Genomic DNA, 14,203 nt, shown 5'->3' with positions numbered 1-14,203 from the left:
GGGCGCGCCCGTAGGTTCGCGAAATGGAGAAGAACTGGGCGGCGTTGTTCGCGTTGTGCTTCGGGTTCTTCATGATCCTGGTGGACTCGACGATCGTCCAGGTGGCGGTGCCCAGCCTGATGACGGGCCTGCCCGCCACCTTGAACGAGGTCTTCTGGGTCAACAGCGTGTACCTGCTGACGTTCGCGGTGCCGTTGCTGCTCACCGGGCGGCTCGGTGACCGGTTCGGCCCGCGCAGGCTGTACCTGGCCGGGCTGGTGATCTTCACCGCCGCCTCGCTGTGGTGCGGGCTCGCCGACGGGGCCGACGGCCTGATCGCCGCCCGCGCGGTGCAGGGACTCGGTGCGGCCGCGATGACTCCGCAGTCCATGGCGTTCATCAGCCACCTCTTCCCCACCAACCGCGGTGCCGCGATGGGCGTGTGGGGCTCGGTCGCCGGTCTCGCCACGGTCACCGGTCCCGCTCTCGGCGGGCTGCTGACGCAGAGCCTCGGCTGGGAATGGATCTTCTTCGTCAACGTACCCGTCGGGGTCATGGCGCTCGTGCTCGTACTCGCCCTGGTACCCGACTGGCGGCCGGGGCACAGCCACCGCTTCGACGTTCCCGGGATCGTGCTGAGTTCCCTCGGGTTGTTCGCATTGGTGTTCGGGATCCAGAACGGCGGCTTGTTCGACCACACCACCGTCGCGGCCGTCCTCGCCACCGGCGTCGTCCTCGTCCTGGCCTTCCTGTGGTGGCAGCGCAGGAATCCGAACGAGCCGCTGCTGCCGCTGCGGCTGTTCTCCAGCCGGACGTTCTCGTTCGGCAGCCTCACCGGCGTGCTGATCGGGTTCGCGATGGCCGCGATGTTCATCCCGCTGATCATCTACCTGCAGACCACGCTCCGCATGAGTCCGTTGCAGGCCGGGCTTTTCATGGGGCCCATGTCCGTGGTGTCGGCCGTGCTCGCGCCGTTCGCGGGACGGTTGTCCGACCGCGTCGACGGCAAGTACATCGTCATCGGCGGTCTGGTCGCGTACGCCGTGGGCATCGGGAGCGTCGCGGTGATCGCCCAGCCCGGCCTCGACGCGTGGGCGCTGGTGCCCGGCCTGGTGCTGTGCGGCGTGGGAATCGGCACGATCTTCGGGCCGCTCGGCAGCACCACCATCTCGGGCCTCGAACCGCGGCTGATCGGCGCGGGCGCGGGCGTCTACAACATGGCGCGCCAAGTGGGCAACGTCCTCGGCAGCGCCGCCGCCGGACTGCTCATGCAGGTCGCGTCCACCGACCTGGTCGACGCCGCGCGGATCACCATGCTGCTGCCCGCGCTCGTGCTGCTCGGCGCCGCGTTCACGGCGGCACGGATGCGCGGCGAGCTAGTAGGCGCACACTAGTTACGCTGCGGTGTGCGCTTCATTCTCGCCTCACAGTCACCAGCCCGCCTCGGTGTTCTCCGCCAAGCCGGGATCGACCCGCTCGTGCATGTGTCCGGTGTGGACGAGGACGCCGTCACCGCGGGCCTTCCGGACGCGAGCCACCAGGAACTCGTAACCGCGCTCGCCCGTGCCAAAGCGCAAGCCGTGGCAGAGCAAACGGCCGAACGGGACGCGGTGATCGTGGCGTGCGACTCCATGCTGTCGATCAACGGCGAGATCCTCGGCAAGCCGGGCACGCCCGAACGCGCGAGGCAGCGGTGGGCCTCGATGGCGGGCAACAGCGGCGAACTGATCACCGGCCACGCGGTGATCGTGCTCGAGAACGGCGAACCGGCCAGGCACGCGAGTGACTGGGAGAGCACGGTTGTCCGGTTCGGCAAGCCCACCGAGGCCGAACTGGACGCGTACATCGCCAGCGGTGAGCCGTTGACCGTCGCCGGTGGGTTCACCATCGACGGCAAGGGCAGCTGGTTCGTCGACGGGATCGACGGCAACCACGGCAGCGTGATCGGCATCAGCCTGCCGCTGACCCGCAGGCTGCTCGCGGAGACCGGGATCAGCGTGACCACATTCTGGTAAGGCTGGTCACACCGTGGGACGTTCCGGAAGATGTGTCACCAGTGGATTGTTCTGGACCACTGGTTTCTTCGGAAAGGACGTCATCACTGTGCGTGGTGCCCTGTTACTGACGCAGCGTCGTTACCTCGACCAGGGTCGGCTCGCCAGCTCCATGTGACGGCACGGACTGCTCTGCGAGTCCTGTCCGCCCACACCAGCTGGAGCACCGCATGTCCGTCGTCCGCACCTACACCAAACCCAAAGTCTTCGGTCTCATCACGCTCGGCGCCCTCGTCATCGGCGCCTTACTCGGCTTCTTGGCCAAGGACTCGGGCATCAAGTGGCTGTCCGAGGCACTCACCACCATCGCCACCATCTTCACGAACCTGTTGCAGTTCACCGTCATCCCCCTGGTGTTCACCGCGATCGTCGTCGGCGTGAACAGCCTGCGCGGCCTCGGCGGGCCGCGCACCGCCACCCGGCTCGGCGGCAGGACCCTCATGTGGTTCGCCATCACGTCGCTGATAGCTGTGCTGCTCGGCATCATCATCGGCCTGATCGTCCAGCCCGGCGCGGGCGTCCAGGTCACACCGTCCAAGGCCAACATCGCCAAGATCGAGGACCGCGCGGTCGGCAACTGGTGGACGTTCCTGCAAGGCCTTGTCCCGGACAACTTCCTGGAGGCCTTCGCCGACGGCAAGGTGCTCCAGGTCGTCTTCCTCGCCCTGATCGTCGCCGCGGCCACGTACGCGCTCGGCGAGCGGGCCCAGCCGTTCGTCACGGTCAACCAGGCCGTGTTCGACGTGATCCAGAAAGTGCTCGGCTGGATCATCCTGCTCGCGCCGATCGGCGTGCTCGGCCTGATCGGCAAGTCGTTCGCCACCTACGGCAACCAGTTCATCAAACCGCTGTTCTCCCTGGTCTGGACGGTCTACCTGGGTACGGCGCTGATCACGTTCGTGGTCTACCCGCTGCTGCTGCGGTTCGTCGGCAGGATCAACCCGCGGCAGTTCTTCGCCAAGTCGTGGAACGCGCTGCAGTTCGCGTTCGTGTCCCGTTCGTCCGGCGCCACCCTGCCGCTGAGCCGCCAGAGCGCGGTCGACCTCGGCGTCTCCCCCGGGTACGCCGGGTTCGCGGTACCGCTGGGCACGACGACCAAGATGGACGGCTGCGCGGCGCTCTACCCGGCGCTGGCGTCGGTCTTCATCGCCAACTTGGCCGGCATCCAGCTGAGCGTGGTGCAGTACATCGGCATCGTGCTGGTCGCGGTGTTCGGCTCACTGGCGACCGCCGGGACGACCGGGTGGTTCACGATGCTCACGCTCACGCTGAGCGCGATCGGCCTGCCGCCCGAGGTCACCGCGACCGGTCTGGCGATCGTGATCGCCATCGACCCGATCCTGGACATGGCCCGGACCGCGACCAACGTCGCAGGCCAGATCACCGTGCCCGTGCTGGTCGCCCGGCAGGAGGACCTGCTGGACGAAGAGGTGCTCAACACCGCACCGGCACGTGTCTGACTTGCTCAGGGGCAGGTTTTGAGCTGGTGCTGGTCGGGCTTCGGCTCCGGCCAGCCCGGCAGCCGGTCCAGCTTCGGCACCGTCGGCGTGCAGCCGAGGTCGGAGCCGTCGAGCGAGAAGGCCTGCAGGTAGTAGCCGGAGTTGCCGCGCTGGACCGCCACCAGCTCCGGCGCGCCGTCACCGGTCACGTTCACCAGCGACTGGTGCTCGGTCGTCGTGTAGTAGATCGGCGAGGTCGTGCTCCACTTGCCCGAGCGGCTGACGATCACCTCGCCGATCGTGCCGCTGTCCACACCGTTGGCCAGGCTGCCCTTGATCAGGCACGCCGACAGCGCCGACGCCACGCAGCTCAGCGACTTCGGCCCCAGCACGGCACGACGGCCAGGCAGCCGGGACTCCACCACGCGGTCCGCCCCGATCTTCAGGCGCGCCCCCGTGCCGTTCGCGTCCACGACGAGCTCGATCCTCGAATCCGCCAGCGTGGTCGCCGCGATCGTCTGACAGGGCTCCTGCCTGCAGATCGCGGGCGCCGACGGATTCGACGTCGTCGTCGACCCAGGTGTCGGCTGGTCCGCGCGCGTGCGCAGATAAGCAGACGTGCCCACAGCTCCGGCTGCGACGAGTAACGAAAGCAGTACCGTTAGCAGCACTGACCGACCATGCCCCACGGCACAAGGGTAGGGGTCCGAGCGTGGCCTTGCTCGCAGTTCAGCGACGAGATCGCGCCGTAAACTGCCACGAAGCTCCAGGGTTTCTCGGACAAGGAGGAGAGGGCGTGCTGCACAAGGTACTCATCGCCAACCGCGGCGAGATCGCCGTCCGGGTCATCCGGGCGTGCAAGGACGCTGGCCTGGCGAGTGTGGCCGTGTACGCGGATCCTGACCGGGACGCACCTTTCGTCCGGCTGGCCGACGAGGCGTTCGCGCTGGGTGGTGCCACCCCGGGTGACTCGTACCTGTCCTTCGAGAAGGTGCTCGACGTGGCCAAACGCTCGGGCGCGGACTCCGTCCACCCCGGCTACGGCTTCCTGTCCGAGAACGCCGACTTCGCGCAGGCCGTGCTGGACGCGGGCCTGGTCTGGATCGGTCCGTCCCCGCAGGCCATCAGGGACCTCGGCGACAAGGTCACCGCACGGCACATCGCCACACGGGCAGGCGCCCCGCTCGTACCGGGTACCAAGGACCCGGTCGGCGGGCCGGACGAGGTCGTGGCGTTCGCCAAGGAGAACGGGCTGCCGGTGGCCATCAAGGCCGCGTTCGGCGGCGGTGGGCGCGGCCTGAAAGTGGCCCGCACGCTGGAGGAGATCCCCGAGCTGTTCGACTCGGCGGTCCGCGAGGCGGTCACCGCGTTCGGCCGTGGCGAGTGCTTCGTCGAGCGCTACCTGGACAAGCCGCGGCACGTCGAGGCCCAGGTCCTGGCCGACCAGCACGGCAACGTGGTCGTCGTCGGCACCCGTGACTGCTCGCTGCAGCGCCGCCACCAGAAGCTGGTGGAGGAGGCGCCCGCGCCGTTCCTCAACGACGAGCAGCGCAAGACCATCCACACCGCGGCCCGTGACATCTGCAAGGAGGCCGGGTACTCCGGCGCGGGCACGGTGGAGTTCCTCGTCGGCCAGGACGGCACGATCTCGTTCCTCGAAGTGAACACCCGGCTGCAGGTCGAGCACCCGGTCAGCGAGGAGACCACGGGCATCGACCTGGTCCGCGAGCAGTTCCGGATCGCCGACGGCGAGGAACTGCGCTTCACCGAGGACCCCGAGCCGCGCGGGCACTCGTTCGAGTTCCGGATCAACGGCGAGGACGCGGGCCGCAACTTCCTGCCCGCGCCCGGCACGGTGACCAGGTGGGTCGCCCCGGACGGCCCCGGTGTCCGCGTGGACGCGGGCGTCGAGTCCGGCACGGTGATCGGCGGCCAGTTCGACTCGCTGCTCGCGAAGGTGATCGTGTCCGGCGAGAACCGCGAGGAGGCGCTGCGCCGCGCCCGCCGCGCGCTGGACGAGCTCGTGGTCGAAGGCATGGCCACCGTGCTGCCGTTCCACCGCGTGATCGTGCGTGACCCGGCGTTCGCCGAGGACTTCACCGTGCACACGAGGTGGATCGAGACCGAGTTCGACAACAAGATCGAACCGTTCACCGCACCGGGTGAGATCACCGAGGAGGAACCGCGGCAGACGGTCGTCGTCGAGGTCGGTGGCCGCAGGCTGGAGGTCTCCCTGCCCGGTGACCTGGCGGTTTCCGCCGTCGGCGGTGGCGGTGGCGGTGGCGCCGCCAAGGCGAAACCGCGCAAGCGCGGCGGCGGGAAGGGGGCCGCGGCCGTCTCCGGCGACGCGGTGGCCGCGCCGATGCAGGGCACCATCGTCAAGATCGCGGTGGAGGACGGCCAGCAGGTCCAGGCCGGTGACCTGATCGTCGTCCTCGAGGCGATGAAGATGGAGAACCCGGTGAACGCGCACAAGTCGGGGACCGTCACGGGCCTCGCCGTTACCAGTGGCGAAACGGTCACACAAGGTAGCGTCCTGTGTGAAATAAAGGACTGACGTTCCTACAATTGCCCCATGGCACAGAGTGACGGCAACGTCCGGATCGGCACCTCGGAACGAGAGGAAGCTGTCCGGGCGTTGGCCGAGCACATGAGCGAAGGGCGCCTGGACGTCCAGGAGTACGACCAGCGCTGCGCCTTCGCCGCGGCCGCGAAGACCCGGGGCGAGCTGGCGGCTCTGTTCGAGGACCTGCCCGAACCCAACCCGATGCGCGGGCAGGCTCCCCAGCCCGCCGCTGTCCCGGTGCCCGCCCAGACGGCGCCGCTCGTGGAGAAGAGCGGTGGCAACGCCAAGGCCATCATCGTCGGGTTCGTGATCTTCTCAGTTGTCGCGATCGTCACGGTGACCGCGATCCTCGGCGAGTGGTGGGCGCTGATCCCGGCGTTCCTGATCGTCGTCGTGCTGGCCATCGCCTCGTGACGCGGATTCCGGTTGGCCCGCGGTTCACCGGAAGTTCGGGGTGATCGGGGCAAGATACAGGACTCATGTCAGGGGTTCTCTCAGCTTCGCGGCCGTACGATTGGGGTGTGAACGATCCGGAGATTCGCGTGGGAGACGCCGAGCGGGAGGAAGCCCTGCGGGCGTTGGGTGACCACATGAGTGCCGGGCGGCTCGACATCGACGAGTACGGCGAGCGCACCGCCCGTGTCGCGGCTTCCAAGACCCGCGGAGATCTCCTCGACCTGTTCAAGGACCTGCCCGCGCCGAAACCCACCTTCATCGCCCAGCCGGTCGTGCCGCCCCAGCCGCAGCCCGTCCCGGCGATGTCCGCTCCCGCGCCGCCACAGCGCTGGTCGGGGTCACGGACCGCCCTCAAGACCTACGCCGCGCTGATCCCCGTCGTGTGGGTGCTGGCGGTCATCGCGTTCTTCGCGACCAAGGTGCCGTTCGTCTTCCTGCTGCCGGTCTTCGTGATGATCGCGGGCGCCCGGATCTGGGGCGCGGACTGGCACGAGGAGCGACGCAACCAGCGCCGCCACCGTGAGCAGTGGAAGCACGACCACAGGCGCTACCGCGGCCGTTACTGAACCTCCGAGATCCGCCCGTCGACCAGCTCCAACCGGCGGTGTGCCCGCGCGGTGAGCGTCGGGTCATGGGTGGCGACGAGGCACGCGCTGCCTTCGCCGACGAACTCGAGCAGCAGCCGCACCGCCAGGTCGATCGTGGCGTGGTCGAGGTGCGCGGTGGGTTCGTCCGCCAGCAACACCTTCGGCCGCCCCGCCACGGCCCGCGCCAAGGCCACCCGCTGGCGCTGGCCGATCGAGATCTCCCCGGGGTAGCGGCGCCGGAGGTCGCCGATCCCCAACCGGGCGAGCAGATCACCGGCCCTGGCCATCGCGTCGGCCACCGCCCCGCCGCCGAACAGCATCGGCGAGGCGACGTTCTCCTCCAAGGTCAGCTCGTCGAGCAGGCCGAAGCTCTGCGGCAGCACCGCCATCGTCGACCACGGCGGTGGTGTACCGGTCGGCAGGTCCGCGATCCGCACCGATCCCCGGTCGGGCTGGTCGAACCCGGCGAGCAGGGCGAGCAACGCGCTCTTGCCCGACCCCGAGCGGCCGACGAGCGTGACCAGTTCGCCCCGGGCCAGCTCAAGGCCGACGTCCTTGAGCACGTCGGTGCTGAACCGGCGTGACAGGCCGGAAACGCTGAGCAGCGTGGTCATCTTCCCCCCAGGTCGTACACCCGCGCGGCCACGTCCAGCACGGCGTCGTCGTGGGACGCGGCCACCACGGTGACTCCCAGTTCCACCAGGTCCAGCATCGTCTCGATGACCAGCCGGGCCGACTTGCTGTCCAGTTGGGACGTCGGCTCGTCGGCGAGCACCACGGAAGCGTTGGCCGCCAACGCGGTCAGGAACGCCAGGCGCTGCTGCTGCCCGCCCGACAGCGCACTGATCGCCCAGTCCGCCGTACCGGGCAGGCCGAGCCGGTCGAGCATCCCGATGTCCGGTTCGCCCGCACCGGACAGCTGGGCCGCCGCACGCAGGTTGTCGCGGACGTCCAGGCACCCGAACAGGTTGTCGACCGGGTTCTGGAAAACCAGGTGCACCTTGCGCCTGAGCGCCCTGCGCGCCCGCTCGGTCAGCCGCACGGTGTCGTTGCCGTGCAACGCCAGTTCCCCGCTGGTCGGCCGTTCGAGGATGCCGAGCAGTCTGAGCAAAGTGGACTTCCCCGAGCCGGACGGCCCCGCCAGGACGGTCAGCCCGTCAGCCGGGATGTCGAACGTCGCCTCCCGTACCGCGGTGACGTCACCGGACGGCGTCCGGTAACGGTGCACGACATCGCGCACGGAGTACACCAGGTCAGGCACGGAGCAGCTCCCTCACTTTGGCGCGTCTCGCCGCGCGTACGGCATATCCGGCGACCAGCACGACACCCGTGATCGCCACCCCCAACGTCAGCAGGCCGACGCCCTGCAGGCTGGCGGGCTGCGGAACCGGGGCGAGCATGGGGAACGGGTCGAGTTTCCGGGTGATCAGCTCGAGGACGAACCAGCCGCCGAAGACACCGACCGCGGTCGCTGTGCCTGCCAGGATCGCCAGCTCGACCAGGTGCGTGGCCAGCAAAGCCCTGGCGCGCAAGCCCATTCGGGCCAGCAGCGCGTGCGCGACCGCCGTGGACCTCCTGCGCGTCTCGACGGACACGAGCAGCGTGACCACCGCGACGGCCGCGAGCGCGAAACCCAGCACGACGAAGAACGCGAAGATCCAGGCCACGACCAGGAACGGCAGTTCCTCGGTCGCGCCCTTCGCGTCGACGACCGGGCCGGTTCGCTGGCCCGCCGCGCTCAGGACGTCCACGGTATGCCGGGGATCCCGTGTGGTGAGGACCTGCTGGATGAAACCGCGGCGCTGGCCGGGGGACAGCGACTGCCACGAGGTGACCAGCATTCCCTCGTACTGGCCCATGGCGGGGAAGCTCGGCACGGTGGCGACCGTCTTCATCTTCTTGAGGTAGTCGCCCTGGCTGATGAACTGGTTCAGCGGGTGCTGCCCGACGACGATCACGGGGATGGTGCCGTCCGCCTGCGGTGCGCGCAGCGCGGCCATCAGGTCCGCGATGTCCCTGTCGGCCCACCGGTCACGCCACCGCGCGCCGTCCGCGAAGGTCTGCGGGTCGACCAGCATGATCCGGGCGCCGATGTTGCCTTCGACGTACAGCTGGGTGAAGGCGATCTTCGTCGCCTCGCCGCGCACCTGTTCGGGCAACGCCTCGGACTCGGCCGCACTGCTGACCAGCGGGATGGCGTGGTCGCTGCCGATCCGCGTCCAGCTCTTGTCCTCCAACGACTCCCGTGCCGTGCTTGACACACCGACACCGGCGGCGATCACGCCGATCGCGAGCCCGGCGACGGCCAGCAGCGCCACGGCGACCTTCCGTTGCGCGGCCGTGCGCCGCAACGCCCAGAGGACTGTCGGGTTGCGCCAGCCGCGCAGCCGGTGACTCGCCCTGGACAGGTATCCGGCCAGCCGCGCCACGACGCCGACGAAGAACACCATCACCAACACGGGGAACGCCAACGCGGACAGTCCGACGTCGGGAACCAGGTCACTGGCGTCCACCCGCACCGCGTGATCGCCACCGGTCAGCCAGACCACCACCGCGCCCGCCCCGGCGAGCACCTCCCACGGGATCCTGCGGGCCCACTGGAACCGCGGTTCGCGTTCGATCGCCGTGAACTCCCGCCGGACGCGCAGCGACGTCACGATTCCCAGCACTGCCAGGGAAACCAGCCAGGTCGCGGCCGCGAGCAGCGCCGCGCGCCACGGCGCCCACGGGTCCAATCGCGGTGCGGGCGCCAGGATCGGGCTCGTGACCCAAGCCGTCGCCCAACCGAGCACGGCACCGGCGAGCAGCGGCCCGCCCATCTCCAGCACAGCTTTGCCACCGATGGCCGGGGAGCTGACGCCGCGTGTCCACAACAGACGGACCTCGGCGCCACGCCGTTGCACCCATTGCGCGGCAAGCCCCACGACACCGAGCAGCCCGGCCACGACGCTGATCAACGTCAACGGCAACACCGCTGTGCTGACGGTTTCCTGCGTGCGACTCGCCGTGCGTGCGCTCAACGCCGCGTAGTCGTCGACCACCGGTGTCGCCTTCAGCGCGTCGACCAGTCGCGGCCGCATCGCCGCCGTGGCGGCCGCCCACGCGTCCATCTCGGTCTTGGTCGTCGGCAGGGTCTTGGTGAACACGTCGACATGGGTGCCGATCACCGCGAGCCCGCCGGCGTCGATCAACCGGTCGAGCAGGGGTTGCGACACGAGCACCGGCCACGGCGGGTCGTTGGAGCCTCCGTGCAACGGCGGGTTCATGTACCCCCGGTCGGTGCACCAGAACTCCGGCACCGGGTCGGAGAGTTTGCGGTACACCGCGCCGACGGGCACCGGTTTGCGCGCGATCGTGAAGGTGTCACCGGGATTCAGCTTGAACTGGTTGGCGACGTTGTCCGGCAGCCAGACACCGTCGCGATCGCCGCCCTTGAGCACCTGGACGTTGTCGAAGCCGCCGTCCCTGGCGACCAGGTTCACCGGGTCGACCGGCCCACGCGCTGTGTACACCCGCGTTCGCAGCGCGTCACCGCCGTGGCTCTGCGCGATCTGCCGGACAGCGGCGTTGGTGGCGTCGTCGGCGGGCATGTCGTTCTTCGACATGGTCAGCTGCAGCCCGTTCTGCGCCGCGCACCGGTGGTCGACAGCGTACTGCGTCGCGGCGGATCCCGAAGCGGACGCGTAGAACACGGTCGCCGCGGCAACGAACGCAAGGACCAGCCCTGTCACGACCCCCACCACGACGGTCACAGGGCTGCTCAGTGCCGCACGCGGGGCACTTCTCCAGGGCAGCCTCACCTGGCGAACCTATCGAGAACAACCGACGATCCGTTCTTTCGTTGCCCAATCGCGACGCCGGGCGACCCTTTCGTCCAGACCACTTGGTTCTGCGTGACCAGTCGGACACTGCGGGGAGTTCTGCCGACCACGACGGCCGATGCGGCACGCTAACGTTCTTGCCATGGAGCCCATCGAGATCAACGCAGGCGGGTTCTACCTGCGTGCGTTGCGGGCGGACGACCTGCTCGACGATCGGCCGGCCATCCTCGGTGCCTTCGCGGACGCCGAGATGCGGCGCTGGGTCGCGGACTACCGGATCGCCGACCTCGCCGACGCGGGTGCTTACGTCCAGCGGCGCGCGCGTGAGTGGGACAGGGGCGCGCGGTGCTCATGGGCCGTGGCGGAGCCGACCACCGGGGCGTTACTCGGCGAGGTCGACCTGCGCGGGCTCGACGAGGGTGATCCGCAGGCGGCGTGCTGGACGCACCCCGAGCACCGCGGCCGGGGCGTGGCCAGCACGGCGCTGGCCGCGGCCGTGCGCTTCGGATTCGGTGCGCTGGAACTCGACAGGATCGGCTACCAGCACGACGCGGACAACACCGCGTCCCGGCGGGTGGCCGAGAAGTGCGGCTTCGAGCTCACCGGGGAGAGCGTGCAGCAAGGGGTCCGGCTACTCCATTGGGTCGCCGTCGCCTGACGCGTGAACCCACCACTCACGAGCTTGGGAGGTGCCTCTTTCGTGGTCGGCGGCGGGCCGTATCGTCCATGACGATGTTCACCGGACTTGACGCTGGCGGCGGCCTGGGTGAACCGTTCACCCTGACGCCGCTGGAGTTCGACGTGCTGTGGGAGCACCTCGACCTCGGCGACATGCCCCTCATCCTGAAAGTCCCCTCACCGGGCCGGACCAATGCCGAACGGGCCGAACTGGTGACGCGGGCGTGGCAGTCGCTCGAAGCCAAGGGATTCGCCGACCGGGTCAGCCCCGATCCCCGGCTGGCCGGGCTGCTGCGCCTGGTGGCACGGCCGCACCGGGAACTGGACGGCAGGCTGTGGCTCGGCCGTTCCGTGCGGGTCTTCGCGGCATCGGAAGGGGACGCGGGTGTGCTCGCGGTCCAGGAGGACGACCGGCTGACGTTCCGGGGCGCGGACGGGCTCGGCCTGCCGAGGCAGGTGCTGTCCGTTCTGCCGCAGGAGAAAGCCGGCCCTGGGCACTCGGTCACGTTGCCGACCAAGGATTTCGAGGTCGCCGCGCGGGAGTCGGCCGCGCCGAAGGAGTTCGAGGCCGCGCTGCGCCGCAGGGGCCTGCGCGAGCACGACGCGGAGGCGTTGCGCGAGATGATCGGCGACGTGGTGCGCCAGGGCCAGTTCGGCGGCGCCGCCAGGGACAAGTGGGGCCGCCGCGTCCGCACACCCCGCGTGATCAGCTTCTTCGACACCGAGGCAGGCCGGTACCTGCAGGTCCGCAAGGAGTCCGGCGGCGGGGAGGCGTGGACCACCATCTCACCCGCCGACCACAAACGACTGCTGCACCACCTGACCGAACTGCACGCCGACGACGTCAGCTGACCGGTTCGACGATCTCCGCACGGGCCTCAGGCGCCTTGGACCGCAACGCGTCCGCGGCTTCGTCGCTCGGCTGTGTCTGCGAGTCGCGTTCGGCCTGGACACGCGCGGCGTACACCTCGACCTCACGCTTGCGGGTCGCGTCGTCCCAGCCGAGGATCTCGGCCATCAGCCCCGCCACCTGCTCGGCCGCGTCCACACCGCGATGCGCGTACTCGATCGAGATCCGGGTCCGCCTGGCCAGCACGTCCTCCAGGTGCAGCGCGCCTTCGTGGCTGGTCGCGTACACGACCTCGACCTGGAGGTAGTCCGGTGCCGCGGTGACCGGCTTGAGCAGCTCCGGCCGGTTCTCGGCCAACGCGAGCACCTGGTGGACCATCGAGCCGTACCGGTTGAGCAGGTGCCGCACGCGGTACGGGTGCACACCCGCCTTCGTGGCGAGCTGATCGGCCTGGTTGACCAGCGCGTGGTAGCCGTCCGCGCCGAGCAGCGGCACCTTGTCCGTTATGGACGGTTGGATCCGGCCGGGCAGGTCCACCGCGGCCGCGTCGACGGCGTCCGCCGCCATCACGCGGTACGTCGTGTACTTGCCACCGGCGATGGCCACGAAACCCGGGGCGACGCGCGCGACGGCGTGTTCCCGGGACAGCTTCGAGGTTTCCTCGCTCTCCCCGGCGAGCAACGGACGCAGTCCGGCGTAGACGCCTTCGATGTCGTCGTGCGTCAGCGGGGTCGCGAGGACCGTGTTGACGTGGTCGAGGATGTAGTCGATGTCCGCCTTGGTCGCGGCCGGGTGGGCCAGGTCGAGATTCCAGTCCGTGTCGGTCGTTCCCACGATCCAGTGACTCCCCCAGGGGATCACGAACAGAACCGACTTCTCTGTGCGAAGGATCAGCCCGGATTCCGACACGATCCGGTCACGCGGGACCACGATGTGCACGCCTTTGCTGGCACGCACCCGGAACCGGCCGCGACTGCCGGACAGCCGCTGCAGCTCGTCGGTCCACACGCCGGTCGCGTTGATCACGGCGTTGGCCTGGACCTCGATTTCTCTGCCGTCCTCGACGTCGCGCACGCGCACACCCGACACCCGGTCCGCTTCCCTGACCATGCCGACGACCTGCGTGGACGTCCGGACCACCGCGCCGTAGTGCGCCGCCGTCCGCGCCACCGTCATGGTGTGCCGCGCGTCGTCGGACTGCGCGTCGAAGTACCGGATCCCGCCGATGAGCGCGTCACGCTTCAACGCGGGCACCATCCGCAGCGCACCGGCCCTGGTCAGGTGTTTCTGACCGGGCACGGACCGCGCGCCGCCCATCGTGTCGTAGAGCAACAGCCCGGCCGCGGTGTACGGCCGTTCCCAGCCGCGATGGGTCAGCGGGTAGAGGAAGGACACCGGTTTCACCAGGTGCGGGGCGATCCTCGTGAGCATCAGTTCGCGTTCCCGCAACGCCTCGCGCACCAGGCCGAACTCGAGCTGTTCGAGGTAGCGCAGCCCGCCGTGGAACAGCTTGGACGATCGGCTCGACGTCCCGGACGCCAGGTCACGAGCCTCCACAAGGGCCACGCGCAGGCCTCTGGTCGCGGCGTCGAGCGCGGTGCCCGCGCCGACCACCCCGCCGCCGATCACGACGAGGTCGAACGTCTCCTCGCCGAGTCTGCGCCATGAATCCTCGCGTTCGGCTGGTCCGAGGCGACCGGCGACGGTCACCGGATCGGCGGTGCGGACCGGTTGCCCGGGCTTGCGGCTGGCCACGAAGTGCCTCCCTGTCCG

Annotated in this window: 13 protein-coding genes; 8 read left to right on the top strand and 5 right to left on the bottom strand. The window is 69.4% G+C overall.

Annotated elements, in window-relative coordinates; translation table 11 throughout:
- Nucleotides 1–23 precede the first annotated feature (23 nt).
- The 3 genes from ALI144C_RS12405 (at nt 24) to ALI144C_RS12395 (ending at nt 3,493) form a co-directional block, all read left to right on the top strand.
- A complete protein-coding gene (locus ALI144C_RS12405) occupies nt 24–1,373 on the top strand; it encodes a DHA2 family efflux MFS transporter permease subunit (protein ID WP_076987225.1) in 1,350 nt (449 codons plus the stop codon).
- A 12-nt stretch (nt 1,374–1,385) separates the two neighbouring features.
- The gene (locus ALI144C_RS12400) at nt 1,386–1,994 is read left to right on the top strand and encodes a Maf family protein (RefSeq protein ID WP_076987224.1); all 609 of its coding nucleotides are present in this window, start codon (nt 1,386–1,388) and stop codon (nt 1,992–1,994) included.
- A gap of 209 nt (nt 1,995–2,203) precedes the next feature.
- Entirely contained in the window at nt 2,204–3,493 is a 1,290-nt protein-coding gene (locus tag ALI144C_RS12395) for a dicarboxylate/amino acid:cation symporter (RefSeq protein ID WP_076987223.1), read from the top strand.
- A gap of 5 nt (nt 3,494–3,498) precedes the next feature.
- Here the strand turns inward: ALI144C_RS12395 and ALI144C_RS12390 are convergent, their stop codons facing one another.
- Entirely contained in the window at nt 3,499–4,143 is a 645-nt protein-coding gene (locus ALI144C_RS12390) for a hypothetical protein (protein WP_143230606.1), read from the bottom strand.
- Between the two features lie 125 nt (nt 4,144–4,268).
- Here ALI144C_RS12390 and ALI144C_RS12385 point away from each other — a divergent pair, with 125 nt between their 5' ends.
- The 3 genes from ALI144C_RS12385 to ALI144C_RS12375 all read left to right on the top strand — a co-directional run bounded on the left by ALI144C_RS12385 (nt 4,269) and on the right by ALI144C_RS12375 (nt 7,060).
- Complete coding sequence (locus tag ALI144C_RS12385) at nt 4,269–6,029, top strand: acetyl/propionyl/methylcrotonyl-CoA carboxylase subunit alpha (protein ID WP_076987221.1); 1,761 nt, start codon at nt 4,269–4,271, stop codon at nt 6,027–6,029.
- Between the two features lie 18 nt (nt 6,030–6,047).
- Nucleotides 6,048–6,452, top strand: coding sequence for a DUF1707 SHOCT-like domain-containing protein (locus tag ALI144C_RS12380; RefSeq protein ID WP_076987220.1), 405 nt, complete (start codon nt 6,048–6,050; stop codon nt 6,450–6,452).
- 107 nt (nt 6,453–6,559) lie between these two features.
- Nucleotides 6,560–7,060 (top strand): DUF1707 SHOCT-like domain-containing protein, encoded by a 501-nt coding sequence (locus ALI144C_RS12375; RefSeq protein ID WP_143230605.1) that lies wholly within the window; start codon nt 6,560–6,562, stop codon nt 7,058–7,060.
- Here ALI144C_RS12375 and ALI144C_RS12370 read toward each other — a convergent pair.
- Genes ALI144C_RS12370 through ALI144C_RS12360 form a run of 3 tightly spaced genes read right to left on the bottom strand, consistent with a single transcriptional unit; the run spans nt 7,054 to nt 10,812 of the window.
- Entirely contained in the window at nt 7,054–7,695 is a 642-nt protein-coding gene (locus ALI144C_RS12370; RefSeq protein ID WP_076987218.1) for an ABC transporter ATP-binding protein, read from the bottom strand. The genes ALI144C_RS12375 and ALI144C_RS12370 overlap by 7 nt on opposite strands.
- The gene (locus ALI144C_RS12365; RefSeq protein WP_076987217.1) at nt 7,692–8,342 is read right to left on the bottom strand and encodes an ABC transporter ATP-binding protein; all 651 of its coding nucleotides are present in this window, start codon (nt 8,340–8,342) and stop codon (nt 7,692–7,694) included. The genes ALI144C_RS12370 and ALI144C_RS12365 overlap by 4 nt, the downstream gene beginning before the upstream one ends.
- Nucleotides 8,335–10,812: a hypothetical protein gene (locus ALI144C_RS12360; RefSeq protein ID WP_143230604.1), complete on the bottom strand. Its 2,478-nt coding sequence runs from the start codon at nt 10,810–10,812 to the stop codon at nt 8,335–8,337. Before ALI144C_RS12360 ends, ALI144C_RS12365 begins: the two co-directional genes overlap by 8 nt.
- Before the next feature lie 232 nt (nt 10,813–11,044).
- On the opposite strand from ALI144C_RS12360, the gene ALI144C_RS12355 reads away from it, so the two are divergent.
- Together ALI144C_RS12355 and ALI144C_RS12350 are read left to right on the top strand one after the other, a co-directional pair.
- Nucleotides 11,045–11,560 (top strand): GNAT family N-acetyltransferase, encoded by a 516-nt coding sequence (locus tag ALI144C_RS12355; RefSeq protein WP_076987215.1) that lies wholly within the window; start codon nt 11,045–11,047, stop codon nt 11,558–11,560.
- A gap of 74 nt (nt 11,561–11,634) precedes the next feature.
- The gene (locus ALI144C_RS12350; protein WP_330359584.1) at nt 11,635–12,432 is read left to right on the top strand and encodes an ESX secretion-associated protein EspG; all 798 of its coding nucleotides are present in this window, start codon (nt 11,635–11,637) and stop codon (nt 12,430–12,432) included.
- On the opposite strand, the gene ALI144C_RS12345 is transcribed toward ALI144C_RS12350, so the two are convergent.
- Complete coding sequence (locus tag ALI144C_RS12345; RefSeq protein ID WP_441297552.1) at nt 12,425–14,185, bottom strand: glycerol-3-phosphate dehydrogenase/oxidase; 1,761 nt, start codon at nt 14,183–14,185, stop codon at nt 12,425–12,427. The genes ALI144C_RS12350 and ALI144C_RS12345 overlap by 8 nt on opposite strands.
- Nucleotides 14,186–14,203 lie beyond the last annotated feature (18 nt).

This window comes from Actinosynnema sp. ALI-1.44, assembly GCF_001984155.1.
Taxonomy (GTDB): domain Bacteria; phylum Actinomycetota; class Actinomycetes; order Mycobacteriales; family Pseudonocardiaceae; genus Kibdelosporangium.
The sequence above is the reverse complement of the archived record's forward strand: the minus strand, read 5'-3'. Positions and strand labels throughout refer to the sequence as shown.